The 26,468-nt window shown below is 63.7% G+C and carries 29 protein-coding genes; 11 read left to right on the forward strand and 18 right to left on the reverse strand.

All coding sequences use genetic code 11. The annotated features are described in order from the left end of the window. Positions 1 to 11: 11 nt before the first annotated feature. Positions 12 to 791, reverse strand: a complete 780-nt coding sequence (locus DFR24_RS17190; RefSeq protein ID WP_133882666.1) for a DUF1295 domain-containing protein — start codon at positions 789 to 791, stop codon at positions 12 to 14. A gap of 69 nt (positions 792 to 860) precedes the next feature. Further along, the gene (locus tag DFR24_RS17195; RefSeq protein ID WP_162851286.1) at positions 861 to 1,625 is read right to left on the reverse strand and encodes a tyrosine-protein phosphatase; all 765 of its coding nucleotides are present in this window, start codon (positions 1,623 to 1,625) and stop codon (positions 861 to 863) included. A 115-nt stretch (positions 1,626 to 1,740) separates the two neighbouring features. Between DFR24_RS17195 and DFR24_RS17200 the strand changes: the two genes are divergently transcribed. Together DFR24_RS17200 and DFR24_RS17205 are read left to right on the forward strand one after the other, a co-directional pair. Then, a complete protein-coding gene (locus DFR24_RS17200; protein WP_133882668.1) occupies positions 1,741 to 2,484 on the forward strand; it encodes a PEP-utilizing enzyme in 744 nt (247 codons plus the stop codon). A gap of 4 nt (positions 2,485 to 2,488) precedes the next feature. Continuing rightward, positions 2,489 to 4,048, forward strand: a complete 1,560-nt coding sequence (locus DFR24_RS17205; protein WP_210772539.1) for a hypothetical protein — start codon at positions 2,489 to 2,491, stop codon at positions 4,046 to 4,048. Positions 4,049 to 4,081: 33 nt separating this feature from the next. Here DFR24_RS17205 and DFR24_RS17210 read toward each other — a convergent pair whose 3' ends face one another. After that, positions 4,082 to 4,399, reverse strand: a complete 318-nt coding sequence (locus DFR24_RS17210) for a hypothetical protein (RefSeq protein ID WP_133882669.1) — start codon at positions 4,397 to 4,399, stop codon at positions 4,082 to 4,084. 198 nt (positions 4,400 to 4,597) lie between these two features. On the opposite strand from DFR24_RS17210, the gene DFR24_RS17215 reads away from it, so the two are divergent. Both DFR24_RS17215 and DFR24_RS17220 read left to right on the forward strand, forming a co-directional pair. Further along, complete coding sequence (locus tag DFR24_RS17215) at positions 4,598 to 5,881, forward strand: ACS family MFS transporter (RefSeq protein ID WP_133882670.1); 1,284 nt, start codon at positions 4,598 to 4,600, stop codon at positions 5,879 to 5,881. A gap of 19 nt (positions 5,882 to 5,900) precedes the next feature. Continuing rightward, on the forward strand, positions 5,901 to 6,683 hold the full coding sequence (locus DFR24_RS17220; protein ID WP_281280188.1) for a 3-hydroxybutyrate dehydrogenase: 783 nt from the start codon (positions 5,901 to 5,903) through the stop codon (positions 6,681 to 6,683). Positions 6,684 to 6,701: 18 nt separating this feature from the next. Here the strand turns inward: DFR24_RS17220 and DFR24_RS17225 are convergent, their stop codons facing one another. Then, the gene (locus DFR24_RS17225) at positions 6,702 to 7,103 is read right to left on the reverse strand and encodes a GFA family protein (protein ID WP_133882672.1); all 402 of its coding nucleotides are present in this window, start codon (positions 7,101 to 7,103) and stop codon (positions 6,702 to 6,704) included. 98 nt (positions 7,104 to 7,201) lie between these two features. On the opposite strand from DFR24_RS17225, the gene dapF reads away from it, so the two are divergent. Genes dapF through xerC form a run of 3 tightly spaced genes read left to right on the forward strand, consistent with a single transcriptional unit; the run spans position 7,202 to position 9,703 of the window. Continuing rightward, positions 7,202 to 8,038, forward strand: coding sequence for a diaminopimelate epimerase (gene dapF, locus DFR24_RS17230; RefSeq protein WP_133882673.1), 837 nt, complete (start codon positions 7,202 to 7,204; stop codon positions 8,036 to 8,038). Positions 8,039 to 8,078: 40 nt separating this feature from the next. Next, positions 8,079 to 8,786, forward strand: a complete 708-nt coding sequence (locus tag DFR24_RS17235) for a DUF484 family protein (RefSeq protein ID WP_133882674.1) — start codon at positions 8,079 to 8,081, stop codon at positions 8,784 to 8,786. Then, complete coding sequence (gene xerC, locus DFR24_RS17240; RefSeq protein ID WP_210772540.1) at positions 8,783 to 9,703, forward strand: tyrosine recombinase XerC; 921 nt, start codon at positions 8,783 to 8,785, stop codon at positions 9,701 to 9,703. The genes DFR24_RS17235 and xerC overlap by 4 nt, the downstream gene beginning before the upstream one ends. A 662-nt stretch (positions 9,704 to 10,365) precedes the next feature. On the opposite strand, the gene DFR24_RS25370 is transcribed toward xerC, so the two are convergent. After that, the gene (locus DFR24_RS25370; RefSeq protein ID WP_133882676.1) at positions 10,366 to 10,569 is read right to left on the reverse strand and encodes an MbcA/ParS/Xre antitoxin family protein; all 204 of its coding nucleotides are present in this window, start codon (positions 10,567 to 10,569) and stop codon (positions 10,366 to 10,368) included. Between the two features lie 367 nt (positions 10,570 to 10,936). Here DFR24_RS25370 and DFR24_RS17255 point away from each other — a divergent pair, with 367 nt between their 5' ends. Next, on the forward strand, positions 10,937 to 11,821 hold the full coding sequence (locus DFR24_RS17255; protein ID WP_133882677.1) for a BRCT domain-containing protein: 885 nt from the start codon (positions 10,937 to 10,939) through the stop codon (positions 11,819 to 11,821). Between the two features lie 534 nt (positions 11,822 to 12,355). Here the strand turns inward: DFR24_RS17255 and DFR24_RS17260 are convergent. Beyond that, positions 12,356 to 13,246, reverse strand: a complete 891-nt coding sequence (locus DFR24_RS17260; RefSeq protein WP_133882678.1) for a phytanoyl-CoA dioxygenase family protein — start codon at positions 13,244 to 13,246, stop codon at positions 12,356 to 12,358. 48 nt (positions 13,247 to 13,294) lie between these two features. On the opposite strand from DFR24_RS17260, the gene DFR24_RS17265 reads away from it, so the two are divergent. Further along, positions 13,295 to 13,810 (forward strand): Lrp/AsnC family transcriptional regulator, encoded by a 516-nt coding sequence (locus tag DFR24_RS17265; RefSeq protein WP_133882679.1) that lies wholly within the window; start codon positions 13,295 to 13,297, stop codon positions 13,808 to 13,810. Between the two features lie 88 nt (positions 13,811 to 13,898). Next, the gene (locus DFR24_RS17270; protein ID WP_133882680.1) at positions 13,899 to 14,420 is read left to right on the forward strand and encodes an OsmC family protein; all 522 of its coding nucleotides are present in this window, start codon (positions 13,899 to 13,901) and stop codon (positions 14,418 to 14,420) included. A 24-nt stretch (positions 14,421 to 14,444) separates the two neighbouring features. Here DFR24_RS17270 and DFR24_RS17275 read toward each other — a convergent pair whose 3' ends face one another. The 12 genes from DFR24_RS17275 to DFR24_RS17330 all read right to left on the reverse strand — a co-directional run bounded on the left by DFR24_RS17275 (position 14,445) and on the right by DFR24_RS17330 (position 25,315). Beyond that, positions 14,445 to 14,780 carry a carboxymuconolactone decarboxylase family protein gene (locus tag DFR24_RS17275; RefSeq protein WP_133882681.1) on the reverse strand — a complete coding sequence of 112 codons (336 nt, stop codon included), beginning with the start codon at positions 14,778 to 14,780 and terminating at the stop codon, positions 14,445 to 14,447. 83 nt (positions 14,781 to 14,863) lie between these two features. Then, positions 14,864 to 15,859, reverse strand: coding sequence for a YhdH/YhfP family quinone oxidoreductase (locus tag DFR24_RS17280; protein WP_133882682.1), 996 nt, complete (start codon positions 15,857 to 15,859; stop codon positions 14,864 to 14,866). A 77-nt stretch (positions 15,860 to 15,936) separates the two neighbouring features. Next, positions 15,937 to 16,521 carry a GTP cyclohydrolase II gene (gene ribA, locus DFR24_RS17285; RefSeq protein ID WP_210772542.1) on the reverse strand — a complete coding sequence of 195 codons (585 nt, stop codon included), beginning with the start codon at positions 16,519 to 16,521 and terminating at the stop codon, positions 15,937 to 15,939. A gap of 27 nt (positions 16,522 to 16,548) precedes the next feature. Further along, the gene (locus tag DFR24_RS17290; protein WP_133882683.1) at positions 16,549 to 17,118 is read right to left on the reverse strand and encodes a c-type cytochrome; all 570 of its coding nucleotides are present in this window, start codon (positions 17,116 to 17,118) and stop codon (positions 16,549 to 16,551) included. Next, the gene (soxC, locus tag DFR24_RS17295) at positions 17,105 to 18,352 is read right to left on the reverse strand and encodes a sulfite dehydrogenase (RefSeq protein WP_133883101.1); all 1,248 of its coding nucleotides are present in this window, start codon (positions 18,350 to 18,352) and stop codon (positions 17,105 to 17,107) included. The genes DFR24_RS17290 and soxC overlap by 14 nt, the downstream gene beginning before the upstream one ends. Positions 18,353 to 18,512: 160 nt before the next feature. Further along, the gene (locus DFR24_RS17300) at positions 18,513 to 19,199 is read right to left on the reverse strand and encodes an NUDIX hydrolase (protein ID WP_162851287.1); all 687 of its coding nucleotides are present in this window, start codon (positions 19,197 to 19,199) and stop codon (positions 18,513 to 18,515) included. Continuing rightward, positions 19,196 to 19,792 carry an NADPH-dependent FMN reductase gene (locus DFR24_RS17305; protein ID WP_133882685.1) on the reverse strand — a complete coding sequence of 199 codons (597 nt, stop codon included), beginning with the start codon at positions 19,790 to 19,792 and terminating at the stop codon, positions 19,196 to 19,198. The genes DFR24_RS17300 and DFR24_RS17305 overlap by 4 nt, the downstream gene beginning before the upstream one ends. Next, positions 19,789 to 21,036 carry an MFS transporter gene (locus tag DFR24_RS17310; protein WP_210772544.1) on the reverse strand — a complete coding sequence of 416 codons (1,248 nt, stop codon included), beginning with the start codon at positions 21,034 to 21,036 and terminating at the stop codon, positions 19,789 to 19,791. The genes DFR24_RS17305 and DFR24_RS17310 overlap by 4 nt, the downstream gene beginning before the upstream one ends. A 31-nt stretch (positions 21,037 to 21,067) precedes the next feature. After that, the gene (locus DFR24_RS17315; protein WP_162851288.1) at positions 21,068 to 21,607 is read right to left on the reverse strand and encodes a TetR/AcrR family transcriptional regulator; all 540 of its coding nucleotides are present in this window, start codon (positions 21,605 to 21,607) and stop codon (positions 21,068 to 21,070) included. A 227-nt stretch (positions 21,608 to 21,834) separates the two neighbouring features. Then, positions 21,835 to 23,016 (reverse strand): acyl-CoA dehydrogenase family protein, encoded by a 1,182-nt coding sequence (locus DFR24_RS17320; RefSeq protein WP_133883103.1) that lies wholly within the window; start codon positions 23,014 to 23,016, stop codon positions 21,835 to 21,837. A gap of 134 nt (positions 23,017 to 23,150) precedes the next feature. Continuing rightward, positions 23,151 to 24,908, reverse strand: coding sequence for an LLM class flavin-dependent oxidoreductase (locus tag DFR24_RS17325; RefSeq protein ID WP_133882687.1), 1,758 nt, complete (start codon positions 24,906 to 24,908; stop codon positions 23,151 to 23,153). 101 nt (positions 24,909 to 25,009) lie between these two features. Beyond that, positions 25,010 to 25,315: a putative quinol monooxygenase gene (locus tag DFR24_RS17330; protein ID WP_133882688.1), complete on the reverse strand. Its 306-nt coding sequence runs from the start codon at positions 25,313 to 25,315 to the stop codon at positions 25,010 to 25,012. Between the two features lie 741 nt (positions 25,316 to 26,056). Between DFR24_RS17330 and DFR24_RS24485 the strand changes: the two genes are divergently transcribed. Continuing rightward, positions 26,057 to 26,458 (forward strand): GFA family protein, encoded by a 402-nt coding sequence (locus tag DFR24_RS24485; protein WP_162851289.1) that lies wholly within the window; start codon positions 26,057 to 26,059, stop codon positions 26,456 to 26,458. Positions 26,459 to 26,468: the final 10 nt, after the last annotated feature.

Genomic DNA, 26,468 nt, shown 5'->3' on the forward strand with positions numbered 1-26,468 from the left:
TCCAGGCGGCGTCAGGCCCGCGGCGGAAGGGGAATGAGGGCGGACGTCTGGCGCACGTATTCGGCGTATCCCGGCTTGCGCCGGATCATCTCGGCTTCCATCAGCGGCACGCCGGACATTTTCATCAGAAGGAAGGCCATCACCAGCGGCGCACCGAGCGTCACCCAGCCCCACGGCATGCCCCAGGCGAGCACGACGTAGGCGAACCAGTGCAGGCATTCAAAGAAGTAGTTGGGGTGGCGCGACCAGCGCCACAACCCGACGCGGCAGACCTCGCCCTTGTTGGCCGGATCGGCGCGGAAGCGCTCGAGCTGCGCATCGGCAATCCCCTCGCCCACCACCGAGGTGACCCAGATGGCGATCGCGGCCATGTAGCAGGCCACTGGCGGCGCATCGTCGCGGAACACCAGCGGCAGGAACGCGCTGGCCGAAAGCATCAGCGTGAACAGATTCTGGAACTGGAAGAACCAGAACATGTTGCGGTCGGCGTGCGCGCCCCAGTCCTTGCGGAACTTCGCGTAGCGCCAGTCTTCCGGCTTGCCCCAGTTGCGCAGGAACAGGTGCACACCCAGGCGCAGTCCCCAGACGCCGCCCATGGCGCCGACAGCCCATCGCAGAACCAGCGGGGCATCGCCGACCACGGCATAGAAGCCTGCGAGTCCGCCCAGCGTCACGGCCCACACCGAATCCACCAGGCCGCCGTTGCGCGTCCGCAATTGCACGACCCAGGCGAAGGTCTTGGCCGCGAAGACGATCGCGACCGAATAGAGAAAGGCTTCGAGAGAGGTCATGGCAGTCAACGTTATACCGCGCTGATTACGCGGCGCACGCGCCGGCGGATTCGTCCGCGCCGTACCCCGCTATTCCAGCAGCAGCTCCGCCAGCCGCCGGCGGTCCGCATCGGTCAGGCCCAGAGCCTCGCGCAGGTAACGGTCTTCGCCGCCCCAGCCGGAGTCGATCGCGTCCAGTGCGCCTCCCAGATATTCGGGCGCCGCGGCGCCGACCGCGTCATAGGCGCCGGGATCGACGTCGCGGTGGAACAGGTGCCAGAGCTCGCGCCGATTGCGATCGCTGATGACGTAGTCGGCGATGACCGCTTCGCGTGGCACGCCCAGGCTCAACAGGATGATCGCGGCCGCAAAGCCCGTGCGGTCCTTGCCGCTGGCGCAATGGACGAGGAAAGGCAGCGCGTCCGGCTCGAGCATCGCCTGGAACATCCGTGCGTAGAAATCCGCGTGGACGGTGGCGATCGCGCGATAGTGCTCGCGCATGTAGGCGCGCACGCCCTCGGCCAGCAGTTCTCCCCTGTTCACCGCAGCCCAGGCTTCCTGGGTGCCCTGCGGCGTGAACCCGAGACCGAGATTGCGCGGCGGCGAGACCGCCGGCAGCCGGTTGGGCCAGCGCTCGCGCTCATGGTCGGCACGGAAGTCGCAGACGGTGCGGATGCCCAGCGCCCCGAAGCGCTGCAGATCGGCATCCGTGAACTGCCACAGCGCATCGGACCGATACAGGCGACCGCGCGCGACGCGACCCCCGTCGCGCGTCGGCACACCGCCGAAGTCGCGGAAATTGATGGCACCTTCGAACGCGATGCGCTCGGCCAAGCGGTCGGAATCGGGCGTCATGGGCGGCATGTCTGGAACGTCGCGAACATTGTTCTACAATCCCGTAGAACTATACCGACCTCGCGACTTCGACGACGCGCCGCGAGGGACAACGGATCACCAGCGAGGAGAATCGATGGCCAGATTGTTCGTGGATACCGACAAGTTCTCGGACGGCGAAGGCCCGCCGATCGTCGACGCCTATCACAGCGCTTTGAAGGACCTGGTCCGTCGCAAGTTCGACGAGGCCGGCGGTCACTGGAACGACTTCGTGTTCGGCAAGGCGCAGGAACTGATCACCGCCAAGGACATCGAGGCCATCGAGGCCCGGCTGCTGGCGACAGGCCACCGGTTCACCGTGTCCGCGATGATCTCGCAGCGCGAACGGCCGGAAGCGTACAAGGCGGTGGACGGCAGCGAGGATCCGGCGACGTTCTCGTTCGAACACCCGGACGCCAAGGTCGAGGCCGCCGACGCTCAGGGCCGCGAGGTCCGCGGCCAGGGCGACAACGTGATGCAGAACGCGAAGAACACGATCGGCGTCGCGCGCTACTTCCGCAACAACGACAACGTGCTGCGCTGCCTCAACGAGGGCGTACCCGACAACACCATCGCCATCATCGACGACAGCGGCGGCACGCTCACGGCGCCGATCCTCGAGAAGTTCAAGGGCGTGATCTGCGCCGGCGGCACGATCCGCTCGCACCTCGGCATCCTGACCCGCGAGTACGGCATCCCCTGCCTGATGAACGCGCGCATCAGCGGCATCCACGAGGGCGACACCGTGGAACTCGAAAGCTCCGGCCCGGCCAAGACCGGCGAGATGTACCAGCGCGGCGAAGACGGTTCGGTGCGCATCTGGAAGCACGTCAAGAAGTGAACCCATGAGCAAAGAATTCAGCTACGCCCAGCTGCTGGAAACCAACAACCTGCTGCAGAACCACGGTGAAGAAACCTACTGGCTGTGCGTGACGCGCACGGTGCAGGAATCCAAGCTCTTCCCGGTTTCGGCCTACATCCTGCTGTCCTACCTCAACGCGTTCTACCGCTGGCCGACGCTGCTTCGGAAGATCGAAAAGCACATGCCGGCCGAGCGCATCGCAGACCGCGTGCGCAACGCCACCACCAAGATCGAGACGATCGGAACCGGCTGGTGCCTGCCCAACTTCTATCTGCTGGGCCGCGAGCACCTGATCAACATGGGCATGATCCGGCCGCAGGACGGGCTGGAAGACGTGGCCTATGTGCTCGACTTCTGGAAGCGCTATTCGCTGTCCTGGCGCCGCAACGAAGGCCATATCAGCGCCCGCGAAGCGAATCACCGCTGCCAGATCTACCCCGAACGCAAGCTGCAGGTGTTCCACGCCGACCAGTACCCCTGCGAGGGCGGCGATGCCCTGCACACGGCTGCCGGGAAGTTCATGGCGGCCACCGCGCAGTACGGGTTCCTTGCGTCCTGCGAGTGCCGCGTCTCGATGACCGCGCACGGCCCGTACAAGATGGCCGACAACGTCGAGATGCTGGTACGCAACTTCTACGACCTGTCGCAGAGCGACTACCCGTGGCTGGATGGCGTCGCCGACGACATCCCGTACAACTGCCTGACCGTCACCACCTCGGTGAAGGACACGCACTTCTATCTGGTCGACGACTGGGGCAGCTTCGAGGCCAAGCCCGACTACAAGGCCGAGAACATCTGCGGCATCGGGCTGTACACCTCGGACCCGCTGACGGAGACCCACGTGCCGGTCGGCATGGGCAGTCGCGAGGAGCTGATCAAGACCTTCGAGGATCTGGCCGAGAAGATGCGCGAGGCCAACACCAAGCTGTGGCGGCGCCTCGCCACGTTCACGCGCGACCAGCTGCTGGATGCCGGCGCGCTGGTGTATTACTCGATCATCAAGGACATCGCCCATTTCGCGGGCTGCTACGAGATCGACGACTGGATGATGATCGACGAGCGCGCGAACCGCTTCCGCGGCCTGCTCAACGACGAGTACTCCAATGAAGTGCTCGGCGCGATGCTGGTGCCCCTGACCCTGCCCTCATCGCAGGTGCAGGAGTACTTCATGATGCTGCACGGCAACCAGGCGCGACGTGTCTACACGCCGTTCCAGTACGCGCTGCTGGGCAAGGACGACTACGTGGGCACCGTCGGCGGCATGCGCCCCGGCGTCAGCACCCTCCCCAAGAAGGTCGATCGCTACCGCACGTCGCAAGGGCCGCTGACCAACGCCGAGTTCAACGCACGGGTGAAGGCCTTCACGCCGGCGCTGGCCTCGGAAAAATTCCGTGACCTCGATGAGACCTGGGTGAAGTACCACTACGACACGCCGCTGGCCGACGAGATGTACAAGATCGAGCAGCAGTACTCGCGCAAGCTCAAGGGCAAGGGTGCGGGTCTGCGGCGGGCGGACGTCGAGGCACTGCGCGACAAGTCCTAGCGTCGGCGCGACACAGGCGCCGCGCAGGGTCGTTCAGGCCTTGCGTGGCGCCGGTCTGACCGCCGCGGGAAAGACGCGCAGGCCGGCGCCGTTGTCGACCGCGCTGCGGTAGGCCAGCAGCACCTGCTCGTCCATCGACTCGCCCGCATCGCCCGGCAAGGTACCGGCGCGCGTGATGTCCACGTCGACCCATCCCAGGCCGCGTGCGACTTCCGCCGCCGCCGCCAGATCGTGACCCTGGTCCGGGTTCTGGCGCAGGAAGATCAGCATCGGGTGATGCTCGCCTGCCGGGACGTCCGCCACCGTGGCGGCCTGCGCCACGGCGCTGAACATGTGGATCTCGTAGCTCATCGCAGGGTCGGGCAACGAATAAGGGACGGCATCGTACGCGCGTCGCGCCGGGGTGAGCACCCACCGTAGCCGGGACGAAGTCCGGGGTGCGCGACTCCGCAAAGCGAGTTCCGCTCCGGATGGCTCGTGCATCCCGGACTTCGTCCGGGCTACCGGGGCTGCGTACACTTCTCGGGCCCGGCGCCTCGTGCCCGGGCCATGAGAAATCCAGGGGGACTCGAGATGGGCGGTTTCGGCAAGCGTCACGTGCTGGTCCTGATGTGCTTCGCGGCCGCCTTCGTCTGCTACATCGATCGCGTCAACATCTCGATCGCGATCATCCCGATGGCGGAGCACTTCGGCTGGTCGCAGACCGACAAGGGCTTCGTGATGTCGTCCTTCTTCATCGGTTACATGCTCGGCCAGATCCCGTCGGGCTGGCTCGCCAACCGCGTCGGCGGCCGCTGGACGCTCGGCGCGGCGCTGATCCTGTGGTCGGCGTTCACGCTGTTCACGCCGTTCGCGGCCATGGCCGGATTCGGCGCGCTGATCCTGGCGCGCATCGTGATGGGCATGGGCGAGGCGGCGACCTTTCCAGCGACCTACAACCTGTACAGCAAGTGGATTCCGCGCGCGGAACGCGCGCGCGCGATCGCCTTCACGCTGGGCGGCATCCCGATGGGGACGGTGCTGGGACTGGCGATCTCGGGCTACCTCGTGGCCGCGTACGGCTGGGAGAGCGTGTTCTACGCCTTCGGCATCGCCGGTCTGGTGCTGGCGGTGTTCTGGTACTGGATCGTGCGCGATTCACCGGCGCAGCACGTGGGCGTCTCGGAGGCCGAGCGCAGCGAGATCGCGGCCAACATCGACATCAAGAACGAGCAGCGCACGCCGCTGCCGGTCGGCAAGCTGGTGCGCTCGACCGCGTTCTGGGCGCTGGTGATCAACCACTTCTGCAGCAACTGGATCCTGTACGTGCTGCTGTCCTGGCTGCCGAGCTACTTCCGCGACGTGCAGCACTTCACTCTGGCCAAGGCAGGGCTGGCGGCGTCCGCGCCCTGGCTGAGCATGTTCGTGATGGCCAACGTCTCCGCCTGGATCGCGGATCGAATGGTCGGTCACGGCGCATCGGCATCGCTGACGCGCAAGATCATGCAGTGCATCGGACTGCTCGGATCATCCGGCTTCCTGCTGCTGACCTTGAACGCGAGCTCGCCGACCGAGGCCGTGCTGCTGGTCTGCGGCGCGCTCGGCGCGCTGGGTTTCACCTGGGCCGGCTATGCGCCCAACCATCTCGAGATCGCGCCCAAGCACGCCGACATCCTGATGGGCATCACCAACACGGCCGGCACCATCCCCGGCGTCATCGGCGTGGCCGTATCCGGCTGGCTGCTCGACACCACCGGCTCCTACGTGTCGGTGTTCGTGCTGGCTGCCGGCATCACCTCCGTCGGCGCGCTGATCTGGATCATCTTCCAGAAGTCGACGCCGATCTACGATTGAACTTCAAGGAATACGTGTCGTGCTGAAAGGAAAAACCGCGCTCGTCACCGGCTCCACCAGCGGCATCGGGCTGGGCATCGCCTCGGGCCTGGCCGAGGCCGGCCTCAATGTCGTGCTCAACGGCTTCGGCGATGCGCAGCAGATCGAGACGCTGCGCGCCGGGCTGGCCCAGCGCACCGGCGTCCAGGTCACGTATTCGGCGGCGGACATGACGCGGCCCGACGAGATCACGCGGATGGTCGAGGAAGCCGAGAGCCGGTTCGGTTCGATCGACGTTCTGGTCAACAACGCCGGAATCCAGCACGTCTCGCCGGTGGAGGCGTTCCCGGTGGAGAAGTGGGAACAGATCCTGGCGATCAACCTGTCTTCGAATTTCTACACGATCCGCGCCGCGCTGCCCGGCATGAAGCGCCGCAACTGGGGCCGCATCATCAACATCGCGTCGGCGCACGGCCTGGTCGCGTCGCCGTTCAAGGCGGCGTACGTCGCAGCCAAGCACGGCGTGGTCGGCCTGACCAAGACGGTGGCGCTCGAGGTGGCGGAAACCGGCATCACCTGCGTGGCCATCTGCCCGGGCTATGTGCGAACGCCGCTGGTCGACAACCAGATCCGTGACCAGGCCAAGGCGCACGGCAAGCCGGAGGCCGAGGTCATCCGCGACATCATTCTTGCAGCGCAACCGAACAAGCGCTTCGTCGAGATCCAGGAGCTGTCGGATCTCGTGCTGTTCCTGTGCTCGCCGGCCGGGGCGTCGGTCAGCGGCAGCGCCCTGCAGATCGACGGGGCCTGGACGGCCCGTTGAGGGAGCGGGCTCCGCGCCTCACGCCTTCGAGAGGTGGGCGAGCGCGGCGCCGTGCTGCTCCCAGTTCTGCCCGTCGAAATCCTCGTATTCGATCTCTTCGAACGAGCTTCGATCGACGCAGCGCAGGCTGATCGAGAAGCCGTCGGGATTCGAGCGCGGCACGTAGTAGCTCTTGATGCCGCAGGTGCGGCAGAACAGGTGCTTCGCCACGCCCGTGTTGAACGTGTACGTCGCCAGCGCGGCCGGGTCGGTCAGCAGCGAGAACTGCGAGCCCGGAACGATCAGGTGCTCGAAGCCCGTCATCGAGCACATCGAGCAGTTGCAGCGCTGCACGAGCACCTTCGTGGGCGCCCGGAATCGAAAGCGCACGGCACCGCAATGACATCCGCCGCGATGCTCTCGCAGCTCTTGCTGGCTCATCGGATCGACCCGCTTCGTGATGGTGGGACTGCATGAAAGACAATAGAATGTAACAGTCGCCCAGCGGCCTTATCCACGCTCCGGATCGCACCTCCAGCATGCAACTGCGGTTCACCAAGATGCACGGCACCGGCAACGACTTCGTCGTCATCGATGCCACGCGCGCACGATTCGCCCCCACCCCCGCGCTGCTGCACCGGCTCACCGACCGACGCTTCGGCGTGGGCTGCGACCAGGTGCTGGTCGTGGAAGCTCCCTCCGTGCCGGACGTGGATTTCGACTACCGCATCTTCAATGCGGATGGCTCGGAAGTGGGTCAGTGCGGCAACGGATCGCGTTGCCTGGCGCGCTTCGTCGCCGACCAGGGCCTTTCGGACAAGCCGCGGCTGCGCGTGCGCACCCGCACCTCGATCCTGGAACTGCAGCGTCGCGACGACGGGCAGGTCACCGTCGACATGGGCGCGCCCCGCTTCGAGCCGCGCGACATCCCGTTCAAAGCCGCGGAGCGCCGCGCGCGCTACGCGCTCGACATGGACGGCCAGCGCATTGAATTCGGCGCGGTCAGCATGGGCAATCCGCACCTGGTGATGGAAGTGGCGGATGTCGACACGGCGCCCGTGGGCACGCTCGGGCCCAAGCTCGAGCCGCATCCCGATTTTCCCGAGCGCGTGAACGTGGGCTTCCTGCAGATCGTTTCGCGCGATCGCGTGCGCCTGCGCGTGTTCGAGCGCGGCGCCGGCGAGACACTGGCCTGCGGAAGCGGCGCCTGCGCCGCCGTCGCGGTCGGGCAGCTGTGGGGCCGGCTGGATCCGCGCGTGATCGTGCAGGTCCGCGGCGGAGAGCTGATCATCGAATCCAAGGGCGAAGGAGAGCCGGTGCTGATGACCGGGCCGGCCCAAACCGTCTTCACGGGAGAACTGGAGTGGAACGAATGAGGCCATCGTCGCGAGCCCGGATCGGCGGACGGAACCCGGCATGAGCGCGACGTCCGAAACCGCGGCCCCGATCTCCGTGCCCGCTCTGAACGCCGAGGAAGTCGCCGCGTACCTGCGTGGCAATCCCGACTTCCTGCTGCGCTTCCCCGAATTGCTCGAAACGCTCGAGCTTCAGCACGCCAGCGGCTCGGCCGTGTCGCTGATCGAGCGTCAGGTCGAGATCCTGCGTGGGCGCAGCCAGCGGCTCGAAGATCGTCTCGGCAATCTGCTGGAAACGGCGCGCGACAACGAACGTCGCGCCACCAGCGTGCATCGCCTCGCCCGCTCGCTGATCCGCGCGCCGACCCTGGCCAGCGCGATCCTGGGACTGCAGACCAGCATGCGCGAGGACTTCGGCATCGACGAGGTTTTCGTCGGCATCGTCGGTCCGCTGCTCAAGCACACCAACATCGAAGGCCTGGTGAAATTGGAGATGGATGGGCCGATTGCCCGTTCCTTCGACAATTTCTTCCGCACCAAGCTGATCGAATGCGGCCCGCTGGTGCCGGTGCAGGCCAAGCTGCTGTTCCCCAAGGCGGTGGAACCGCCGCAGTCGGCAGCCGTGGTGCCGCTCGAAAAGGAGAAGAACCTCGGCATGCTGGTGCTCGGCTCCAAGGATCCGCAGCGATTCCAGCCTCGCCAGGGCCGCTTGTTCCTGGAAATGACCGCCGAACTGGTCTCCGCCGCCATCCGGGCCAAGCTCGCGTGACCTCGACCGCGCCGATGTTCGCGGACGCGCTCACGCGCTTCCTCGATCACCTGCGCTTCGAACGGCGACTATCGCCCGCCACCGTCGCAGGACGCGGGCGCGACCTGTCCAGCTTCCTGGCGTGGTGCGCGACGACGCGCATCGACCGCCTCGCGCGCATCGACAGCCAGGTGGTGCGCAGCTACGCGGCACGGCTGCGCCGCGACGGCCGCGATCCGGCAACGCTCGAGCGTCATCTTTCGAGCCTGCGCTCGTGGTTCCGCTTCGCGATCGAACAGGGCTGGCTGACGCACAACCCGGCGACCGATGTTCGCGCACCGAAGAAGGCCCGGGCGCTACCCAAGACGCTGACCCGCGAACAGGCGCGCATCGCCGTCGAAGCGCCCGCGGTCGAAGACAGCGTCGAAGCACGGCGTGATCGCGCGATTCTCGAACTGCTCTACTCGTCGGGCCTGCGCCGGGCCGAGCTGCTGAACCTGTCGCACACGGACTTCAGCACCGACGGCTCCGAGGTCCGGGTCACCGGCAAGGGCAACAAGGAGCGCCTGGTCCCGGTAGGCCGACCCGCGCGCGAGGCAATCGCCGAATGGCTGCGGGTGCGCGCCAATCTTGCGGAAACCGAAGAGCGGGCGCTGTTCGTGGGCAGCAACGGCGCCCGGCTTTCCGCGAGTACGCTGGCGCATCGCCTGCACTACTGGGCGCGTCGTTCCGGCCTCGAGACCGTGCTGCATCCCCATCGGATGCGCCATTCGTTCGCCACGCATCTTCTCGAAGAAAGCGCTGACCTCAGAGCCGTGCAGGAGCTGCTGGGTCATGCTCGCCTGGCCACCACGCAGGTCTACACGCACGTCGATTTTCAGCGCCTCGCCAGCGTCTACGATGCGGCGCATCCGAGAGCACGACGCAAAACAACTTGAATACATGGCGTCTACGCCATACGCTTGCCGCGGGGTTTGCACTTGTGCAGTGCGCAAAAAGCTGGATAATTTTCGGCCGTCCGCGTCTGATGCGTTACGCGGCGACATTCGACATTCACTGGGAGTTAAACAATGCGTAACGTGTTCCTGGCCATGGGCCTTGCGTCTGCTCTGATCCTTTCGGCTTGCGGCAAGAAGGAAGAAGCTGCTCCGGCGATGGAGCCTGCGGCTCCCGCCGCCGCGCCGGCCGAAGCTGCTCCGGCCCCTGAAGCTGCTCCGGCCGAAGCTGCTCCGGCCCCTGAAGCTGCTCCGGCCGAAGCGCCCCCGGCGCAGTAATTTCGCCGAAGCGAGCTTCAAGAAAGAGCCCCGTTCGCGGGGCTCTTTTTTTGTGTCTGCCGTGCGCCGATTGCGCTAGTAAGCAATTAGTTAGCCCCCCGGAAAGCAATTAAGCCGTCGCGGCCCGCATGATGTCGGCGTCGACTAGAAGACTTTGCGCTCACGGTCCAGAAATCTCTGCCTCCCACGCGCGACCGGCACGTCGCGAAATTGCTGGCTTGGCCGCGCGGTCAGCCGCCTAGTAGCCCGTCAGCCCGCCACGCGCGCGGGCTTCCTCAACACGTCTTCGGGCCCAACGCGGTGAGCTACCGGCCCAATTTAGGTGCTTAGAGGGGAAGCCCGTGCTCTATCGCGGTAAGCGCGCGGAGCACGCTCTCCAAGCCGCGCTCGGATTCAAGAATGTTCTGGGGCACATCCCCGCCAAGCGCACGATTCGGCGACTCAAGCCAGTCCGAAGCGGCTTTCTCGTCCTCAAACACCTCGCGCGCCCGGTCACGCACGAGGCGTAGTTGTTTCGTGTCAGTAACCATATCGTTTGCCGTCGTCCTTCAGGCTTCGTGACAGGTGACCAGAAGCCAGCCTTAGAATCAATCTCAGGCGCGCGCCTCTCTCCCTTGGCTGAGAACCTCTCGCAGGGCGAGTGTTCTATGGCCGACGAACCAACCCGCCTTAGGCATCCGAACTAGATGGTGCATATTTCGCCGCCTAGTTGAATGACGACAACTTGCGTGATGGGAGTTAATCGGAATGAACAACCCGCACGGCTACAAGGCCGGTCCCCGAGAGCAATGGATCAATGCCGCCGAAATTCCTGGAGCAGGGACACCGTAGTTCGAAGAGTTCGCCAACACCGTCAACGTTCGGGCATCTTCTAACTTCGCGGAACGGAGCCTATCGATGCACGTCGACCATCAATCTTATCTACACTTTTCCGGACCCCGGCAGCTTGAGCGCTCAGTTAACTCTCTAGTGGGCCTCATAGAAGGAATCTCCATTGATCAATCGATCAACTCGAAGGAACTAGGATTCCTCAGCCAGTGGCTTGAGGAGCATCGCCCCCTCTCGCACCTGCATCCCTTCAATGAACTCGTTCCCGCAGTGGCAACCGCCATCGGTGATGGTGCGCTCACAGCCGAAGAGAAGGACGATCTACAGTGGCTGTGCGAGCGACTTTTGAGCTCGGAATTCTCTGACTTTACGGCGGCCGGCATCCAACGCCTGCATGCGGTTCTCGGCGGAATCGCTGCAGATACTCGGATTGATGAAGCTGAACTGCGCGGCTTGAGCCTTTGGTTGGACGAGCATGACTACTTGAAGTCGTGCTGGCCTTACGACGAAGTTGAAAGCGTAGTTACGCAAGTCATGCGCGACGGACGTATCGACGCGGATGAGCATCGAATGCTGACGCAATTTTTCAGCGAGTTCACCGCCAAGCTCGATGATCGTACGATCACTGCGCCTTTGATTACGGACGGTCAAAAGATCTCGGGTCTTTGCGCTGTCTGTCCTGACATTTCGGTCGAGGACCGAACATTCGCCTTCACGGGAGCTTCTTCGCGCTACACGAGGAAGGACTTCTCGGCGCTGATCTCTCAAAGGGGCGGAAGGATTCTCCCAGGAGTCTCCGCAAAGCTGGACTATCTAATCATCGGCGCTGAAGGAAATCCTTGCTGGATGTACGCGTGCTACGGACGCAAGGTAGAAAAAGCAGTGCAGCTGCGAAAGCAGGGAATCAAGCTACTGCTTGTTCACGAAAACGACTTCCACGATGCGCTGAGCTGAATTCGCGCACACATGGAAGTCGCGTTGATCCACACCGAGCGCAGGCGAACGCTCAGTTCTCTTGCTAGTCGTGCCTAGTTCTTCTCTGCTGCTTCTCCCTAAGCGAACTCGCGCTTCGAGGCCAGTCAAGGAGTCGCAGCGCGGGCGCTGATCACCTTATCGGCGTCCACTTCGTGCCAGGAGAAGCCGGCCGCGACTGTCTGCTTTCGGCGCACGTAACCTGCGGACACCATCTCACTTTGCCGCTCGCGGGTTGGTGTAAGCAGGAGACAGTGATACCGAGCATCGGATGCCGTGGCTAAACTTTGCGAGCGATCGGCAGCGCGAGGCGTTGACCGTTGGGAGTCGATCAAGCCCCGTAAAACGCAGCGGCATTCCTGCGATGAAAGCGTCCGCAGGCTGACTCCGACCGCAACGAACCTAGTCGACGCGAATATCGAAGCGCGACGGCCACTCGAGGCGAACCTCGTTTAGCAACAGGTCACGCCCGCGTCGGCATCCTCCAGACGCGCCGACCGGGCACGGCAAGCGCCGTTAGAGCGCGCTGCGACGACCCGTGCTGCAGTACGAATCGATCCACGGAGTCGGCTGCCTACCTTCACCCCAGGTGACCGGGAAGAAGCTTTCGTCGAGCGTGGGATCGTCGGTGCGTTCATAGCGTCGGTAGATGTAGCCGCCAGGCCGCGACGTGAACTGCGTTTCGATCGGCACGAAGTGCGTTCCGATGGAGCGGCGCATCCGATCCCCCGTTGTATTGGGACCGGAGCCATGCCAGATCTCGCCGGCGTGAAAGACAACCGAGCCGGCGGGAACCTCGATGAACACGGGTTCAGGCGGTTCGATACCTGCAGCGGCGGCCGCAGCCCGCATCTTCGATCGGTAGTCGCCCCCCTCGAAAATGTCCGGCTGCGGCGTTAAGGGCCACAGATGTGATCCGGGGACGTACTCAATGGTGCCGGCGTCGCGGCTGGTATCGTCCAATGTGAGCCAGCAGGTCATGGTCAGCGCCGGATTAAGGAACTCCGAGAAGGAGGAATCCTGGTGAAGCGCGATCGCCTTCGTCTGGGGCGGCTTCCACCAGATCGTGTCCAATCCAAGCTTCGCTCCCGACCAACCTGAAAGTTGGGCGACAGCACGGCCGATGTCGGCCGAGAGCGCGAGGCTGGCGATCGTCAGATCCGCCTTCCATGCGTTGGACATGTGGCGGGTGACATCCGGCAGGCTCATTCCTTCGCGCCAATGCCATTCATCGGGATACACCCCGGTGTCGAATTGCCCGGCGAAGATCTTGGGAAATCGGTCGCGCAGAAGTGCAATCCGATCCTCGCTGAGCACCCGCTCGACGATCAAAAATCCGTCACGGCGGAAGCGCTGTACGTCGACGTCGGTGAGGAGCGAGAGTTTGGGCAGGTCGTAGGGAGTCATACCGATCATTCACTGGACTATTTTCTTTTCAGAGATATTATCGTCGGCATGAAATCTCCTCAAACGAATAATTTACGGTCCAAAGCAGAGGACGCCGATCTGGACCGTACAGACGTCGGCATCCTGGCCATGCTGCAGAACAATGCTCGGCTGTCGGTCAAAGAGATCGCCTCGAGCATCGGGCTCGCGCCGTCGTCGACGCACGACCGCATCCGACGCCTATGGCAAACCGGAGTGCTACGCGGCACTCATGTTGAAGTCGATCCCAAGGCGCTGGGCGTCGGCCTCGAAGCGCTCTTCATGCTCGGACTGGCGAAGCACACGCGTGAAACGGTCGACGAGTTGATGGACGGACTGGTGGAGGTTCCGGAAGTCCGTTCGGCGTTTCTCGTCACCGGTCGCTACGACATGATCGTGCACGTCGTGGTGCGCGGCATTCAGCACCTCAAAGATCTGGCACTGGATCAGTTCACCAACCGTCCTGGGGTGACGCGCATCGAGACGTCGGTCATCTTCGATAGCCGCAGGCGGTATGCGATGCCGGTATTTCGACATATCGATTGATCTTTCTGGGGTGGCCCTCCCATTTGAAGAAATGGCGCGACCGGCCCAGATATGCTGGACGCTCACTCCATCGTTCATCAATACGATCATGACTTCGCCGCTCGGTCAGAAGATGTTGCAAAAGGTTTCCGACCTCAGCAAGAACGCCACGATGCCCGCCCGCGCGATCTTCAAGTCGCAAGTGCGACTGGACGCCGGCACGCAGTGCAGCGCGTTCGTCCGGAAGTTCCCCGCCATGATCGTCGACGAGCCGCCTGAGCTGGGCGGCAACGACGCCGGAGCGAATCCCGTCGAACTGTTGCTGTCGTCGTTGGGGACATGCCAAGCCATCGTCTATTCGCTCTACGCGAACGTGATGGGCATCGAGCTGGAGTCCGTCACGGTCGATGTGAAAGGTCAACTCGATATCCGTGGACTTTTCGGCGTCGATCTTTCGATACCGCCTGGTTTCCAGGACATCTCGTTCGAGACGCGGATCACCAGTAGCGCGGATGCCGCCACCATCCAGGAACTGTCGCGCGTCGTCGAAGCGCGATGCCCGACGCTCGACACCCTCACGCGCAAGGTACCGGTCACCGGTCGGTTGTTCTTGAACGGTGAGGCCGTTTAGCTGTTCAGCGGCTGCGGCCGTGTCCTAAGACGCTCCGCGCTCCTGAAGGACCTGGTTGATGACTCGTGCTGCGCTGATCGCGCCTGGGAAGCCGGCGTAGACCGACAAGTGAGTGACGATCTCGTCGAGTTCAGCTCTTGTGACGCCGTTGTCCAGCGCCCGGCCCAGATACGCTGGAAGAAACTCCAGCTGGTTTAACGCGATCAGCGCCGACAAGGTGACAAGGCTGCGGTCGCGTTTAGACAGGCCGTTGCGCTCCCACAGATCTCCGAAGACAACGGTCTCGGTGAGCTCCGCAAGCTTGGGCGCAACGTCACCAAAGATGGCGCGAAGAGAACTTCGAACGTCGTTGCTGGGCATGTAAGGCTCCTACCAGGGAATGTGTGTAGCGCAGTGAAAGTGGCCCCACTGCGCCTGGAGAGAAAAGCAACCCGCTTCACCCCTCATCCGCCGATCTTCACCACGTAGCGACCCTGCACGCTGCTCGCCATCAGCTCGGCGCAGGCGGCCGGCACTTCGTCGAGCGTGATCGTGCGGCGCACGATGTCGGACAGGTTCTTCGGCCTCCAGTCGCCGGCGAGCTTGTTCCAGACGTCGAGGCGCCACTCGCGCGGCACTTCCACCGAGTTGATGCCCAGCAGCGACACGCCGCGCAGGATGAACGGCATCACCGTGGTCGTCAGCTCATGGCTCTGGGCCAGGCCGATGCTCGCGATGGTTCCCCACTGGCGGATGTTGCGGGTCAGACCGGCCAGCGTCTCGCCACCGAGGTTGTCGAGCGCGCCGCCGAAGCGGGCGGCCTCCAGCGGCTTCTTGCCGAGGTCCAGCGTGGTGCGGTCTTCGATCTGGTCGGCGCCGAGCTTGCGCAGGTAGTCCTCGGCGGCCGCCTTCTTGCCCGTGAGTGCGATGACCTCGAAGCCGCAGCGCTTGAAGATCTGGATCGCGATGGAGCCGACGCCGCCGGTCGGGCCGGTGACGACGATCGGGCCGAGTTCCGGCACCTGGTGATTCTCCAGCATGCGCTTGACTCCCAGGCCCGCGGTGAAGCCGGCGGTGCCCAGCGCCATCGCCTCGTGAAGGCTCAGTCCCTTGGGCAGCGGCACGACGGCGGAGGCCGGCACGCGCGCCATCTCGGCCAGGCCGCCGTCGAGCAGCTCGCCGAGATTGCAGCCGGTGACCAGCACTTCGTCGCCGTTCTTGTAGGCCGGGTCACTGCTGGATTCGACGACGCCCGACAAATCGATGCCGGCGACGCGCGGCATCTGCCGCATGATGCGGCTCTTGCCGGTGACGGCCAGCGCGTCCTTGAAGTTCAGGCAGGAATACGCGACTCGGACGACGACTTCGCCGGGCGTGAGGTCGTCGATCGAGAGGTCCTCGAACTTCGACTGGAAGCTCTTTTCGACCTGGTGGACGCGGATGGCACGGAATGTCGACATTGGTTCAGCCCACTTGTTGAGATGAAGGGTGGAGCGCAGTTTCGATCGGTCTTCGGTCGAGCCGCGTCGTATGACGGTCATGCCAAAACCGGCCAGTGACCCATCTTGTCGACCTTGTCGCGCAGGTAAGCCTCGTTGTGTGAATTGCTGCCCGAGTGCAACGGGATGCGCTCGACGATCTCGATGCCGTCGCGCGTCATAGCATCGATCTTTTTCGGGTTGTTCGTCATGAGTCGGATACGACTCAGGCCCAACGCCCGCAGGAGCTGCCCCGCCACCACGTACTCGCGGGCGTCAGCTGGAAAGCCCAACTGTTGGTTCGCCTCGACCGTGTCGCTGCCTTTGTCCTGCAAGGCGTACGCGCGGATCTTGTTGCCCAGGCCGATGCCGCGACCTTCCTGTCGCAGATAAAGCACCGCGCCTCGTCCGGCGTGGGCGATTGCGCCCAATGCCGCTTGGAGTTGAAAGCCGCAGTCGCAACGCAGCGAGAACAGTGCGTCGCCGGTCAGACACTCCGAATGGATACGGACGAGCGGCGGATCACCGGACAATAGATCGCCAAGGCGGATCACCGCGTGTTCCTTGGCGTCGGACGACTCGAATATCTCAATTCGGAATTCCGCAAAGCGCGTCGGCAGCCGTGCGTCGTCAATGCGCTTCAAGTCGTCATGAACGTGCACGTCGCAGCCCTACTTTTTCGTTGCCCGCAGACAATGCTCGTCGCAAGGACGTTCCTTCGTATCCGGCCGGTCGTCGAGGTAGAAACCCTCGCGATTCGGCATTCTCACGTTGACCACTTGGGCCGCGTCCACCGTGGTACCTGCGGGCACGATGCCGTTGCGAAACAAGACATATCCCACCAGCGCGTAGAGCTCGTCGCTGCTCAAGGTCTGCGGAGATGCGAGCGGCATCGTGCGCCGGATGTAGTCGAACAACGTAGTTGCGTACGGCCAGTAGCTCCCCACCGTCTTCAGCGGCTTCTCGGAGGCAAGCGACCCGACGCCTCCTGCCAGCGCAGGGCCCATTCCGCCTTGCAGATCCAGACCGTGGCATGCCGCGCACTGACGATCGTAGATCGCATGACCTTGCTCAACCGTACCGCGTCCCGGCGGCAGCGCTTTTCCGTCCGGCGCCACGTCGATGTTCCAGGCCGCTATCTGAGCGTCGGTGGGGCGCGTTCCGATTCCGTAGGCACCGGCGTGCGCCGTGACCGTCAGTGTCCAGCACGCAATCGCAACCGCGAGCCTACTCGCGTCCATTGGTCACGTTCCCGTCCGATGCGATCCGCCAGGGCTGGATTGCATTGTTGTGGTAGAACGAGTTCTTGCCGCGCGCGGCCTCGAGTGCTGAAAGGGTCGGCTGCACGTAGCCGGTCTCGTCGATCGCGCGACTCATGATCACGCGCTCTTCGCCGTTCCAAGGGAAAGGAGCGCGAAACGCCGTCAGCGCCTTGGCGTGCACCGTCGACTGCAGCTCCGCCTTGTGCCAAGTGGCGCCGCCGTCCACCGACACGTCCACGCGCTCGACCTTTCCCATCCCGCTCCACGCGATGCCGCGGATCTCGTGCGCGCCGTGGCGCGTCAGCTGATGGCTGCCCGAGGGTTGCGTGATGATCGATTTGCACTCCATCACGAACGAGAATTTTCGCGCCCTTCCGTCCGGCATCAGATCGGTGTACTTCGCCGTTTCCTCGCGCGAGTAGGCGGGCGCGTTGGTGACATGCAAGCGCCGCAGCCACTTGATGTTCATGTTGCCCTCGAAACCTGGCACCACGAGCCGCAGCGGGTAGCCTTGCTCCGGGCGCAGCCGTTCGCCGTTCTGGCTGTAGACGACAAGCGTGTCGTCAAGGCATTTCTCGAGCGGGATGCTGCGCGTCATCGCGGCTGCATCCGCACCTTCGGCGATCACCCACTTCGCGTCCGGGTGGAGCCCGACTTCCTCAAGCAGCGTCCGAAGCGAGACCCCGGTCCACTCGGCGCAACTCACCAAGCCCGCCACCTCCGCTGCCGTCTTTCCCCACGGCGGCAGGAAGGAAGGATTGCCCGCGCACTCGATGAAATGGATCCGCGACACACTCGGAAACTGTCGGATGTCGTCGACCGTCAGCAGGAGCGGCTCCTTCACGAGCCCGTGGATCATCAGGCGATGTTTGCCGGGATCGATCGCCGGCACGCCCGCGTGATGGCGTTCGAAGAAAAGACCGTTCGGCGTAATCCCTCCATCGAGGTCCTGCAGCGGAGACGTGCTGTACGCCGTGATGGGTTGGGTCAGCCCTGGATACAGCCGACGCGTGACCGCCGACTCGTGCGGCGACGGTTGGCCGTAACCCTTGCCAGTGGGAGCCCCGATCTGACGGGTCCATGTAGGCACGGTGGGAAATGCATCGGGATCTGCCGGGGCAAGCGCTCCAGTCTTCGTCGGCTCTCCTGCGGCCTCTCCGACGAGTCCCACCACCAGCGTGCTTCCGGCCGCACCCGCGATCCGCGACAGCATCCGCCGGCGCGAGACGTCCTGAGGTCCGCTTGTCGGTGCGCCCTCGATCGTCTGCTTGGCTCGTTGCACAGGATCTTTCACGGACGTCCACCTTCCGAGGCCGGTAACCCATCTCTCTCAGGGAGTGACGAGCCGCGCAGATCGATCTCGAGACACGGCATCACACGTGCACCGAGACGGTTCTTCGCGCGATTCGGTGGGACGCTCTCGCAGGCACGCTCGTCCGCTCGGTTGCATGAGACGACCACACCAATTGCTCCCGGCATTCGTCGGAGATCAGCCGCATCCGTTCTCCGTCCATCTGGTAGTAGTCGAATCGACTGCAGGATCCGCGGCGATAGAGCAGCGGCATGTCGAACGCCAGTGCCGGCTCCCAGAGATCCTCCCGGGGGAGTTCTCCAAGGTTGAACCAGCGCGCGTCGTCAATCTCCGGCGGGTGCGGTCTCAGGAGCACGCTCTGCGAGACCCGCGCGGCAAAAAAGGCGTGCACCTGGTTGATGTGCGGCACGCTGAGCATGCCGAAGGGGTAGAAGGCCTGGGTATCCAGCTCCAGGCCGGTTTCCTCCTTCAATTCGCGCGCGGCGGCAGCCTCGAGCGATTCGTTGGATTCCACGAAGCCCCCCGGGAACGCCCACTTTCCCTGGTAGGGCTGCTGGCCACGACGGACGAACAGGATGCGGTCTTCGGAAAAGACCGCACACAGCACCAGCAGCGCGGGTCCCTCGTAATGAACCTTGCCGCAACCTCCGCATACCGGTCGCGGAATCTCGGCCGCCGACCCCGGGCTCATCGTCATGGGCTGCCCGCAGTCGGAGCAATGAATGGTCCGTGGCGCGCACCGGTTCATGCGGCCATCACCGCAGCGTCGTGCTCCACCGACGCCCGCCGCGTGAATGACATCACCTGCCCTGCCAGCGCCTGCAGCTGGGTGGTGACGCGACCATCGCTGCATTGACCCGTGTCGTCGAACGTCACCTGCGCGGAGTTGATGGTCACACCCAGCGGCGTAGGCCAACCCCGAAGCGCGTGAACGACCGAGCGCAATGCGGTAAGCGTTGTGCCGGTGGCTTGCCAGCCGTAAGCGCAGACAATGCACCCGACCGGGCGATCCTCCAGGTAGACACGCGCGTCCTTGCTCAGCTCCTCGATGTAGTCGAGGGCGTTCTTGATCATTCCGGACATGGAGCCGTGATAGCCCGGCGACGAGATGATCACGCCGTCGCATCGGCGGTAGAGATCGACCAGTTCCGAGGCGGCGTCGAGCCCGGCCTTGTTGCCGGGGTCGTAGTGAGGAAGGTTGAGTTTCGAACCTGTGAGCATCCTGATCTCCGCACCCGCCCGCTCGGCCGCCGAAAGCGAGATCGACAAGGCGCGTTCGCTCGACGACCCGGTGCGCAGGGTGCCGCCGATGCCGAGAATCAACGGGCGCTTCTGAGTCACGGGGATTTCTCCTGCTGCTGAGCGTTTGCCGCGGCCACGTTCCGTCGGCGAAGCAGCGCTCCTGCTGAAGTGAGACCAACGAGGGGACCGGGCGCCAATGCCAGAAAAAGGTATTCAGTAGGAACTCGGGTGCTGAGATAACCAAGCAGATGGATGCTCACCGCCGTGATCGAAAATCCGATGCAGTTGACGATGGTGAACGCGGTGCCGACATATGCGCGTGGCGCATTGGCGCCGACCAAGCTGGAGAACTGCGGGGAGTCGCCGGCAACCGTCATCCCCCAGAGGCCCAGAAGAGCAAAGAAGACCAGCGGCGGCGCTTCGAAGATGAAGACGGACAGGACGCACAGCAACCCCGAGGTCAGCAATTGCGTGAGCGCCACCCGCGCACTACCGAAGCGCTGGACCAGCTCGCCTCCCAAGATGCAGCCGATCGCGCCGGCCCCAATCATCAGAGAAGAGGCCAGGGCGACATTGAAGCCTGCGAGCCCATTCCTCTCCGCGTAGTGCCGGAAGATGAGCGGCACGAATGCCCACAGGGCGTACAGCTCCCACATGTGCCCGAAGTAACCGAAAGCTGCTGCCCGCAGATCTTTCGAGCGGAAGATTTTCGGCAGGGCCGAAAGGTCGAATGGCGAACGCGCCGGCAAGTAAGGACCGGAAGGCACCCAAAAGTAGATCGCCAAGCCGCCCAGCACCGAGACGATCGAGCAGGTCACGACGACGCTGGCCCATGGCAAGTCCGCGCCCAACCCGCGTATGAAATAGGGAAGCGCGGTGCCCAGGACAAGGGCGCCGACCAGATAACCCAACGCTTTGCCCAACCCACCAGCGCACCAGGACGCTGCGATCTTCATTCCTACGGGGTAGATCCCCGCCAGGAAGAAGCCCGTCAGGAACCGTGCGGCCATCAACGACGCGACGTCATCGCACACCGTCGCAATCGCGAGATTCGACAACGCACCGAGCACGGCGCAGGCGAGAAAGACGGTGGATGCCCGGAAGCGATCGGACAGGGAATACACGGCGAACAGCAGCGTTCCCACGACGAACCCCGCCTGGACGGCGGACAGGATCATGCCGGCCGACGCTGCCGGCAGCTGCCAGAGCATCTGGATGTCCGGCAACACCGCATTGCCGGCGAACCAGAGCGATGTGCACGCGAGCTGCGCCACCACGACGATAGGGATGACCGTCGCGGTCGTCGGGCCCGACAAGCTGATCGAGGTGCGGGGCTGTATCACTCGCGCCCCGCCTCGCAGAGGAACGAACGGGCTAGGTCAGCGCCTGCTCGATGCTCTGGTCCAAATAAGCCGTCACCGCGCTCTGCCGCCTCTTCATCAGCTTCATCTGCGTGATCATCAGCGCGCCGCCGAGCAGGTTGCGCGCACTGTTCATCGCCGAAACTTTGCGAGGCACCGTGCCCTCCTGCTGGCAAATCCTGATCGTCTTCACGAACTGGCCGATCACGAAGGTCTGGAAATCGATGAACAAGTCCCAGAGACCGAACTCGTTGCGGAACCAGGTGGTCCATTCCAGCCAGACCAGCGCGTACGCGCTGTCGGTATCGATCGAGTCCGCGAAGATGAACATGTGATCGCGAACGCGTTGCCTCGGCGGGTGATCCGATCCGTGCGCTCGCAAGGCCATCGCCCGGTAGTATCGATCGACTTCCATGATGACGGCCTTCACCAAGGCTTCCCGATCCTTGAAGTAGAAGAAGGCTGTCGGCGTCGAAACCTTCGCCGCCCGCGCGACATCGGCGTGCACCAGGCGCCCCAGACCCTTTGCCGCCGCGACCTGAAGTGCAGCCAAAACCATCTGCGCGCGGCGCTCTTCCTGCGGCATCCTGGAGCGAGCGCCGACCACGCTTGGAACCGTCGGGGCCAACGTCGCCCGCTTCGCCGCAGCTTTGCCTTTGGCGACGGGGGAACGAGCTCTGACTTCTCGAGGCATTCTTCGCGAAAGCTTGTTGATTTTGCGTCACTTTAGCACCACCCCTACGCATCGGACACCGACAACGGCGGCCGAGATTTTGTCCATCAGAAGTAGGCGTTCGTCGGGAAGTCCTCGCCGTGAATCAAGTGCCTGCCGATGTAGTGCGCCTTGTAGATCGTGGGGTTGTGAAGGGTCAGCGTGCGGATCGCGCGCCAATGCCGATCCAGATTCTTCTTGCGGGACGCCGAAGAAGCGCCGCCGACATCGAAGAGTTGATCCGCCGCCCGCGCCGCGATGCGGTCCACCAGCACCTTGGCTTGCGCGGAACAGAGGGATGCCCGCTGGGAAAGTCGCGGATCCGGGACGCCTTCGCGCACGGAGGCTCGCGCGTCCTCCAGCGCTTCAGCGGCGATCAGGATCGTCGCTTCGGCGGCGAAGGTCGCCGACGCGAGTTCTCCGACCACCTCCTGCAGAAACGGATCGTCCACGGGCCGTGGCGCCAGAGCGTGCGAGAAGGAGCGGTCGCGCGTCTTGAGCACCGTGATGGCGTCACGCACGATGCTGCGCATGACGCCCGCCATCACTGCCTGCAGATACAGCTGCAGGTAGGCGAACTCGAACGTCGGCGGGGAGGGTTTGTCACGGTCGAGTTCCAGCAAGATGTCCCGGGACTCGACTCGCACATTCTTGAAGTTCGTGGTCCCGGAGCCCGTCTTGCGCGCGCCCATGCCGTCCCAGTCGTCGACCATCTCGACGCCCGGCGCATGGGTGGGCACGACCAGCGACACGATGGTGTTGTCGCCGCGCGCAGCAAACACATTGATGTAGTCCGAAAACAGGCTGCCGGTGCAGTAGAACTTCGTCCCATTGAGCCGATAACCGTCCCTATCCGCGACGATGGATGTCTTGAACTGAAGACTTCCGATCGCCGCGCCACCCAGTTCGGTGAGCGCGTTTCCGAACAATTTTCCTGCCGCGATTTCGGCCAACCAACGCGAGCGCGCGGCGATGTCGTTGGAACGCAGACGTTCTTCAGCGAACCAGTAATGGACGCGCAAAATGTGCGCGACGACCGGATCCGCCTCGGCGATGTCGATCACCGTCCCGAAGAGCTGGCGGATCGACATGCCCATTCCGCCTTCTGCCGGCGAAAGTCGCAGGGCACCAAGACGCGCTTCACGAACCAACTTCATCGCATCAAACGGGTTCTCGTCGATGAGATCCCGCTGATTCGCACCACGGGCTATCTCGGCAAGTGCCTCGCTCATACCCTTCGCGTGTGGCATCGCTTCATCCTCCGATGACGACGGTTCTGTCGGAACCCCTTGGCCAAGGTCCAATCACCACGGCCCGGAGCCCATCCTGCTCGAGGCAGCTTCAGTGCTCGCCCGAGACCTGCAGCGTTGCTCTTAGCGCGTACTCACGCCGGGATCGCATGCGCGCCCACCGCGGTGCTGGACTTCGTCGCAAGGACGCCGACCATCCGCACGTCTGGCGGGCTGGCCAGCATCTCCGGGGCGATGGCACGCAAAGCCTTGACGATGCCGCCGTGCAGATGGGCCTGCCGGCCGTTCTCGTGCTCGAAGGTGTCGAAGATTCCGAACTCGAATTCGCCTGCCTGGAAGCCGTACCAGGTCACCGTCCCGGTTTCGCTCATCGCGATGTCGTAGCAGTCGGTGAGCCACTTCCGAAACTCTTCGGCGCGCTCGGGCTTGGCCTTCATGAGTGCGAGCAGCCCGAGCTTGCGTGGCTTGACCTCGAAAGTAACCGCGCTTCCCCCGGTATGTCCGTCCGCCGAATCGCGGTACTGGGAACCGTAGTGATCGTCGGCGAGATGAGCGGATCCGCCGAAACGTTCACGCAGGCTCATCGGCGGCAGCGGCGTCTTCGGGACCAGTCCGCGACGGCGGAGTTCGGGAACCAGGAGGTCCACGAAGTCGGTCATCGTCTCAAAAGCAGTGGCGCGTGCGACGTTGAACCCGTCAACGTCCGCGACCTTCATCCATCGCTCCATCTCGTCGGCGACCTGGGACGGAGTCCCCGATGCCACCGCGCTCATCCCGCCAATGCACAGCCATTCGGCGAGCTTGCGGGGAGTCCACTGCAGTTCGCTGTCGACGCGCGTCAGGATGTCGCTGAACGCTCTCACCCCGTCGCCCTGGAACTGCTCGAGCGGCGCGTCTAGGTCGGCCGTCGAAAGATCCACACCGGTCCATCCGCCAAACAGCGTGAGGGCAGCCTCGACGCTCCCGTGCTTCTTCACCGCCTCGAGCTTTTCCTGCGCCTCCGCCTCGGTCTTTCCCACGAACGTTGTGATCATGAGGAGGATCTTCACGCTGCGCGGGTCGCGGCCGGTCTCGGCGATCTCCATGCGGATCAGGTCGACGATGGGCCGCATGTCTTCCGGATTGGTGCCGATCAGGAAGATGGCCTCCGCGTGACGCGCGGCGAACTTTCGCCCGCGCGCCGATGCGCCCGCCTGAAACAGGAACGGAGTCCGCTGCGGCGAGGGCGAGGCCAGATGCGCACCAGGGACCGAGAAGTACTTTCCCTTGTGTCCGATGTCGCGAATCTTCTTCGGATCGGTGTAGATGCCGCGCTCCACATCGCGAAGGATCGCACCGTCTTCCCACGAATATTCCCAGAGCTTGTAGCAAACCTCCATGAACTCATCCGCCATGTCGTAGCGCTTGTCGTGCGGGATCTGGTCGTTCATGCCCAGGTTCACGGCGGCGCTCTTCTGGTAAGACGTGACGATGTTCCAGGCCATCCGGCCCTTGGTGAGGTGATCCAGAGTCGTCATCTTCCGCGCGAAGGCGTAAGGCAATTCATAGGTTAAAGAACAGGTCGAGCCGAAGCACAGGGTCTTGGTCGCCGCGGCCATCGCGGAGATCGTCATCACCGGATCGCAGACTGGGAACTGCGCCGCATTCTTGATGGCGTAGTCCTTCGAACCGCCGTACACGTCGTACACACCCAGGACGTCGGCGAGGAAGAGACAGTCGAAGCCGCCGCGCTCCAACAACTGTGCGAGTTCGATCCAGTAGTCGAGGTCGGTGTGCCGGTGTGTCTGATCCTTCGGATGCGTCCACATGCCGGGGTTCTGATGGACCACCGTGCTCATGTCGAACGCGCTCAGCAACATCCTGTTCTTGGGTACCGCAGGAGACTTGCTCATGGATTCTTGCTCCGAGACTGTCGCAACAATGGGGATCCGGTGCGGCGCTTTCGCTGCCGCGACCTGTTGATCAGAAGATCGGTCCAACCGGCCGAAATGACTCAGGCGGGTTTGGACGAAAGGATGTCGACCTTGCGAATCTCGGGCGGAGCCGCAAGCAGGTCGGCCTCGACTCCCGCCAGGGCCTTGGCGAACTTCCCCTGCAGGTGTTGCTCGCGTGAGGCGTCGCCGCGGAACGTGTCGTAGATGCCGAACCGATCACCGGTGATCTGGAAGGCGTACCAGGTCTGCGTGCCGCCCTCTTCAGCCACGACGCTCAACCCTTTGTTGAGGAACTCCATCAGCGCCGCCTGCTTGCCAGGCTTGGCTTGCAAGTAGATCAGGAGCCCGGGTTTCTGATTTTTCATCACTGCTTCTCCTCTCGTTGTGTCGAACGTCGCCGAGGTTCTCGAGTGTCCCAACGCGGCGGACACCGATCCCTCGGTCGGCTGGATCTGGTCGAGACGTCGGGACCGCATCGCCGTGCCGGCGTGGGACCTCGACTAGTTTTGATATTTCTATCAATACGGCCGGAGTCTAGGCTCGGGTTTTTTCGATTGCAACGCTGATCGTGCGTGTTGATATAAATGTCAATGCATGCTGCTGATATTTCTGTTAATTGAGTTTTGCCTTTCCGGTTTAGCCCCCTTTGCCAGATTTTTTACTCCGGGGCAGCTGCCACTTCACTGCCATGCACGCTGCCATTCAGCGCCCCTGCCCTTTCGAAGCGATGGTCGTACCAAAGCCCAGCGGGGCGACATCTTCAGATTCAGCCATGCGGTCGCGGTCGCCGACGCCAATCAATTGCCCAACCCTGGCCTCGATGTCGCCCGGCTGACGCCCCGGGTCCGCGTGTCGCACGAGAAATGCGCGACGAGCCCTGCTTCCACATGCCGGCACGGCACGTGCGGGTTCGCGGGGCCCGCTCTGCCCGTCACCACCTAGGTCTACTACGGGGATGCACTGGGTTGTTTACGGGTTACGCCCAACCCTGGAATCTGCGACGGTGTGATCACCTCGAAGGACCCCCCTCGTTGCCATCGCGAGAGAGGGTGTCGTCGGTCCCTTCGTGCCTCTTACGCAGGCGCGATCCAGCGTGGAGAGACTGCGTGAAGGCGAGCGTCAGCGGGGGATGCTCCTGCGGTGCAGTTCGATATTTCTCGCGAGCGCTCACCGAGCAGGTGAGCGTCTGCCACTGCAGAGACTGCCAGGGCACCAGTGGCAGCGCGTTCGCCGTGCGTGCGGGGCTCTACAGTCGTGATCTCGAAGTCCAAGGCGCCGAAGCTATCGCGATGCATGTCAAGCCGGGCGCAAGCGGACGAGCGACCCGCCGATCGTTCTGTTCCCGATGTGGGTCTCAGATCTTCATCTCCTTCGACGCCATCCCGGACCTTATATTCGTCCAGGCGGGCACTCTCGACGACAGCTCCTGGGTCAACCCGAACATCCACCTCTGGTGTGGTGAGAAGCAGCCGTGGGTCGCCGTGCCAGCCGACGCGCTCGCGACGTGAGCCGCTGATG

The sequence above is a fragment of the Panacagrimonas perspica genome (assembly GCF_004364935.1).
Taxonomy (GTDB): Bacteria; Pseudomonadota; Gammaproteobacteria; order Nevskiales; family Nevskiaceae; genus Panacagrimonas; species Panacagrimonas perspica.

Bases quoted from the DNA above. Each gene is read 5' to 3' on its own strand.
- DFR24_RS17265 (WP_133882679.1), top strand. From the start codon at position 13,295: ATGAAATCTCCTCAAACGAATAATTTACGGTCCAAAGCAGAGGACGCC.
- DFR24_RS17210 (WP_133882669.1), bottom strand. From the start codon at position 4,399: ATGAGCTACGAGATCCACATGTTCAGCGCCGTGGCGCAGGCCGCCACG.
- DFR24_RS17300 (WP_162851287.1), bottom strand. From the start codon at position 19,199: ATGAACCGGTGCGCGCCACGGACCATTCATTGCTCCGACTGCGGGCAG.
- dapF (WP_133882673.1), top strand. From the start codon at position 7,202: ATGCAACTGCGGTTCACCAAGATGCACGGCACCGGCAACGACTTCGTC.
- DFR24_RS17270 (WP_133882680.1), top strand. From the start codon at position 13,899: ATGACTTCGCCGCTCGGTCAGAAGATGTTGCAAAAGGTTTCCGACCTC.
- DFR24_RS17320 (WP_133883103.1), bottom strand. From the start codon at position 23,016: ATGCCACACGCGAAGGGTATGAGCGAGGCACTTGCCGAGATAGCCCGT.
- soxC (WP_133883101.1), bottom strand. From the start codon at position 18,352: ATGCTGTCGCGGATCGCGGGTGCGGCCGGAAGCACGCTGGTGGTGGGA.
- DFR24_RS17200 (WP_133882668.1), top strand. From the start codon at position 1,741: ATGGCCAGATTGTTCGTGGATACCGACAAGTTCTCGGACGGCGAAGGC.
- DFR24_RS17280 (WP_133882682.1), bottom strand. From the start codon at position 15,859: ATGTCGACATTCCGTGCCATCCGCGTCCACCAGGTCGAAAAGAGCTTC.
- DFR24_RS25370 (WP_133882676.1), bottom strand. From the start codon at position 10,569: ATGGTTACTGACACGAAACAACTACGCCTCGTGCGTGACCGGGCGCGC.
- DFR24_RS17290 (WP_133882683.1), bottom strand. From the start codon at position 17,118: ATGGACGCGAGTAGGCTCGCGGTTGCGATTGCGTGCTGGACACTGACG.
- DFR24_RS17275 (WP_133882681.1), bottom strand. From the start codon at position 14,780: ATGCCCAGCAACGACGTTCGAAGTTCTCTTCGCGCCATCTTTGGTGAC.
- DFR24_RS17190 (WP_133882666.1), bottom strand. From the start codon at position 791: ATGACCTCTCTCGAAGCCTTTCTCTATTCGGTCGCGATCGTCTTCGCG.
- DFR24_RS17225 (WP_133882672.1), bottom strand. From the start codon at position 7,103: ATGAGCCAGCAAGAGCTGCGAGAGCATCGCGGCGGATGTCATTGCGGT.
- DFR24_RS17325 (WP_133882687.1), bottom strand. From the start codon at position 24,908: ATGAGCAAGTCTCCTGCGGTACCCAAGAACAGGATGTTGCTGAGCGCG.
- DFR24_RS17195 (WP_162851286.1), bottom strand. From the start codon at position 1,625: ATGACGCCCGATTCCGACCGCTTGGCCGAGCGCATCGCGTTCGAAGGT.
- DFR24_RS17205 (WP_210772539.1), top strand. From the start codon at position 2,489: ATGAGCAAAGAATTCAGCTACGCCCAGCTGCTGGAAACCAACAACCTG.
- DFR24_RS17215 (WP_133882670.1), top strand. From the start codon at position 4,598: ATGAGAAATCCAGGGGGACTCGAGATGGGCGGTTTCGGCAAGCGTCAC.
- DFR24_RS17235 (WP_133882674.1), top strand. From the start codon at position 8,079: ATGAGCGCGACGTCCGAAACCGCGGCCCCGATCTCCGTGCCCGCTCTG.
- DFR24_RS17330 (WP_133882688.1), bottom strand. From the start codon at position 25,315: ATGAAAAATCAGAAACCCGGGCTCCTGATCTACTTGCAAGCCAAGCCT.
- DFR24_RS17260 (WP_133882678.1), bottom strand. From the start codon at position 13,246: ATGACTCCCTACGACCTGCCCAAACTCTCGCTCCTCACCGACGTCGAC.
- DFR24_RS17255 (WP_133882677.1), top strand. From the start codon at position 10,937: ATGCACGTCGACCATCAATCTTATCTACACTTTTCCGGACCCCGGCAG.